The 3,773-nt window shown below is 35.1% G+C and carries 3 protein-coding genes; 2 read left to right on the top strand and 1 reads right to left on the bottom strand.

What is annotated here, in order from left to right; all coding sequences use genetic code 11:
- The coding region (locus tag CCY97_RS08005; RefSeq protein WP_146744537.1) for a S8 family serine peptidase at positions 1–2,451 on the bottom strand (2,451 nt) is incomplete at its 3' end.
- A gap of 221 nt (positions 2,452–2,672) precedes the next feature.
- Between CCY97_RS08005 and CCY97_RS08330 the strand changes: the two genes are divergently transcribed.
- Positions 2,673–2,834: a hypothetical protein gene (locus tag CCY97_RS08330; protein WP_181562872.1), complete on the top strand. Its 162-nt coding sequence runs from the start codon at positions 2,673–2,675 to the stop codon at positions 2,832–2,834.
- Positions 2,834–3,208, top strand: a complete 375-nt coding sequence (locus CCY97_RS08000; protein ID WP_112064943.1) for a type II toxin-antitoxin system death-on-curing family toxin — start codon at positions 2,834–2,836, stop codon at positions 3,206–3,208. The genes CCY97_RS08330 and CCY97_RS08000 overlap by 1 nt, the downstream gene beginning before the upstream one ends.
- Positions 3,209–3,773: the final 565 nt, after the last annotated feature.

Here is a 3,773-nt window from a genome sequence, read left to right as displayed (position 1 = left end):
CATACTCTGGCTCATATTCTGTGTTTTTAGCACATCGGCTTTTAGCTCAGCAGAGATTATTTGTGTATTTTTGTCAAATGTGATTCTTAGCGTGCGTGTGTCAGCAACTTCGATATTTGAGAAATTTGCGTTATTCGCATTATTTTTCAAAAATGCCAGATCGAGTTTTAATTTATCGCCTGATTGTATGCGCTGGCCATTTTCATCATAAACAGGGAGAATCTCAAGTACGCCGCCTTTGATCTCATAGTTTTGAGCGCTTAAATCTGTGTGTACTACTGAGTTTGGACTATTTTTGTTGAATCCAATGATGAGTCTACCTTTGTTACCTTGCGTGTATTTTCCACCTACACTGAGTTTTTCGCCACCCTTTATAGAATCTGTATCGGGCATAAATCCCGCAAAGACAACACCGCTATCATTTCGCAAATTTTGTGTAATTGTGCCTTTACCACCCACGATACCACCATTTAGTGCATACACATCTCCGCTTGAAAGCGTGCCACTGATTTGGACTTCACCTCCGTTTATAGCATATAAATTTTGTTTGGCGTTAGTTTGGCCTGATATTAGGATTTGACCGCCTTTATCTGCGTAGAGAGCTGTATTTTCAGCAATAACGTTATCAAATTCCAAAATCCCGCCACGAGCTATCGTAGGGCCAAAATAATTTAGAGTATTTTGGCTAAATTTCAATTTCCCATCGCCAGTTTTTATAAATCCAGCTTGTAAAGTGGATAAATCCGTATTTACTCTATTATCGCTTTTAAGGGAGTTTGTAGCGTCTTTTAGATGGTATTTATCATTCCATTTTATCTCATCGATACTGTTTGTGAAGATGCCATTTAGCCCCTTTGTATCGATGGTGTAAAATCCATAATATTTATTATCAAAGCTCTCTATATCGCTAGGATTTAGGCGATTGATATTTAGCGCTGCTAAGCCTTTTAAGGCTTTTTGAGCGTCTAAAATACCACTACCGATGAAATCTTCTTTGCTTAGTTTCACCACTGCTACTGAATTCGCCGTCTTATTTGCGCCCGCATCGGCGTTGCTTTTTAATAGATTTTTTACGATATATTCTGCGACGCCATTGTCATTATCACTTGATTTAAATCCAGCTTCTGCTAAATCTTGTTTTACTTGATTCCAATTTATATCGCCGCCGTTATTTGTTGGCACTTCATGATCAATATAAAAAATACTATAAAATTCAGCCGTGCCAGTTGTGCCGGTATTTCTAGTTACTACCAATTTTGGTGTTGTTACATTTTTATTAGCTGTAGTTAGCAAGATATCGCCGATTTGTGAGCCATTTAAAAATGGAAATTTCTGCTCTACCAAAGCTGCCACCCCACTCACAAGTGGCGCAGCAAAGCTAGTCCCAGAATCTGTGATAGTGGTGGTTAGGTCTGTTTTTATCTCCTTGCTATCAGTATCATAATATGTATAGCCATATCTACCATTAGCTGTTACTATGTTTTGAGCCGGTGCCATAATGCCATAAAGCGAGGCTGAACCGGCAAAAAAATTGCTATAAGTATAGATCCCTTGCTTGACAATTAGTTCATTTAGGATTACTCCGCTTTTATCGCCACTTCCGTCGCTCCATTTCTTAGTAGCGGCGGTGCGATCGGCCTCTGTGATTCCACCGATTGTTATCTTGTCATTTTGGATAGTGATTTTATCAGCGTTCAAGCCCCCAACAGCCAAAAGCCCACGATAGCTCTCATCATAACTTGGCAAAACAGAATTCGCCCTAGGTGAGCTAAAACCATCATTTCCTACGCCAACGATATTTAATATCCCTTGCTCTTTAGATAGTTCAGCTAAGGCTTGAGCCCTTTGCAAACTTATATCACTTTGTGTGAGCTTTTGGAATTCATCATAGCTTATAGCACTGCCATTTTGGCTATTTTGTTGATTTGGGACTATAGCCTCTAGGCCATTATCCCATTTGCGATTTATAAGAGCAAATCCATTGCTAACATAGCTATGATTTATCACTTTGACGCCGCTATTTATCATCTTTTGGATATCGGCTTTTATATCGCCTGTGTATAATGGGCTTGGATTTAGATATGCTAAGCCATAAAATGTCGCACCATTTGCCACGCCCATTAGATCGCTACTATTACCCACTATTAGAGATAATACTTGAGTGCCATGAAGCATAGTAATCTTATCACTACCTGAGAAGCGATTTGGGTCAATGGTGTTATTTATCGAATTTATCAATTTGTTTTGGATTATTGGGTTTTGGGTATTAAAGACGCTATCTACGACGCCGACCACCACACCAGAGCCATCTATATTTGGATTTTCTTGTTTGGCTTTGGTTAGATTTATAACATCGTAAGCTTTTTTATTGGCCTGTGCTAGGGAATTTGTAGCTGATAATAAAACAGAAGCACAAACTAATGATAGCGTGATTTTTGAGATTTTTTTCACGAATTTTCCTTAAAAAATACAAGGAATAATTTTATTTAAATGATTAAAATTATCATAATTTTGTCACTTTAAATCCGCTTAAATTCATTTAAATTACATTAAAAATTATAAATTTTAAACCACTTCTGTGTATAGCTCAAATATCCATAATATAATTTTCCATATTAAGTAATTTTAAAATATTAAAAATATATAATAATCAAACTAATAATGGAGATAAAATGAATAATGTAAATAATATCCAAAAAAATGTTGAGAAAAAAAGCAAAGAAACATCTCGTATGATTACTCGTGAAGAGTTTGAAAAAACTAGACAATATGGATTAGAAAAACTAAAAGACCCAGAAATTAGAGCCGTATTTATGCGTTTAAAAGATAAATAATGTATTATTTTGATTTACAATGTGCTATTGATTTTCACGATGATATAATTAGTGAAATAGGTGGTTTAGAAGGATACAATAAAACTCAAATAGGATACCTAGATTCAGCATTAGAGCAGATACAAAATGATGATTATTATCCAACTTTTTTTGATAAAATGGCTCATATAATTTTTTCTTGTGTAAAATTTCATCCTTTTTTAGATGGCAACAAAAGAACTGCAATTTATCTTGGTTGTCATTTTGCTAAAGTAAATGGCTTAGATTGTCCAAATCGATATTATACTGAAATGGAAGATGTAGTTGTTAAGATTGCCGAAGATTACATATCAAAAGATGATTTAAAAGATATTCTTTTTGTAATTCTTGCTTAAAAATCTCCTAAACAAAGAAATCAAAAGAAGAGCCTTTAGAGCAAGTAGATTATCCCCTTTAATTATCATATTATCACTATTTTTAGCATTAAAAGTATATTTTTTCTCTAGCGTATGATAAGGCGTATTGTATCTTAAAACCTCATCTTTTCCTATCCAATTTAAAATGGCATATTACTCCTTTTTTATCTCTGCTCTGTTCCATCAAGCAATGGGACAAATACACACTCATCTAGAATTTGGCTACAGAACGATTATACCAGCTTAGCAATCAAGAAGCACTCTATCTCATTGGTAATGCTGCAAAAAAACTGTTGCTATAAATAAGTCAATCATATAGCTACACACAAGGTTTGCTGAAACCAAAGAATTTAAAACTAGAATTTGGACGCAATTTGTACTCAAAGGATTTTTTATACAAAACGCACTTGATACACTGCTTATCCACGGCGGAGAGACCACAGACCCACACACAAGAGATTCTCAATACAGACATTTTAGAATCTTTACCTGACAATAACGGTGCTTACGTCTATCTACTCAAAGACAATGATTGTAAAGATTT

This window comes from Helicobacter sp. 10-6591 (assembly GCF_003288805.1).
GTDB lineage: Bacteria > Campylobacterota > Campylobacteria > Campylobacterales > Helicobacteraceae > Helicobacter_F.
The sequence above is the reverse complement of the archived record's forward strand: the minus strand, read 5'-3'. Positions and strand labels throughout refer to the sequence as shown.

Excerpts from the sequence above, each read along its gene's own strand:
- CCY97_RS08330 (WP_181562872.1), top strand. The coding sequence starts at position 2,673 with ATGAATAATGTAAATAATATCCAAAAAAATGTTGAGAAAAAAAGCAAA.
- CCY97_RS08000 (WP_112064943.1), top strand. The coding sequence starts at position 2,834 with ATGTATTATTTTGATTTACAATGTGCTATTGATTTTCACGATGATATA.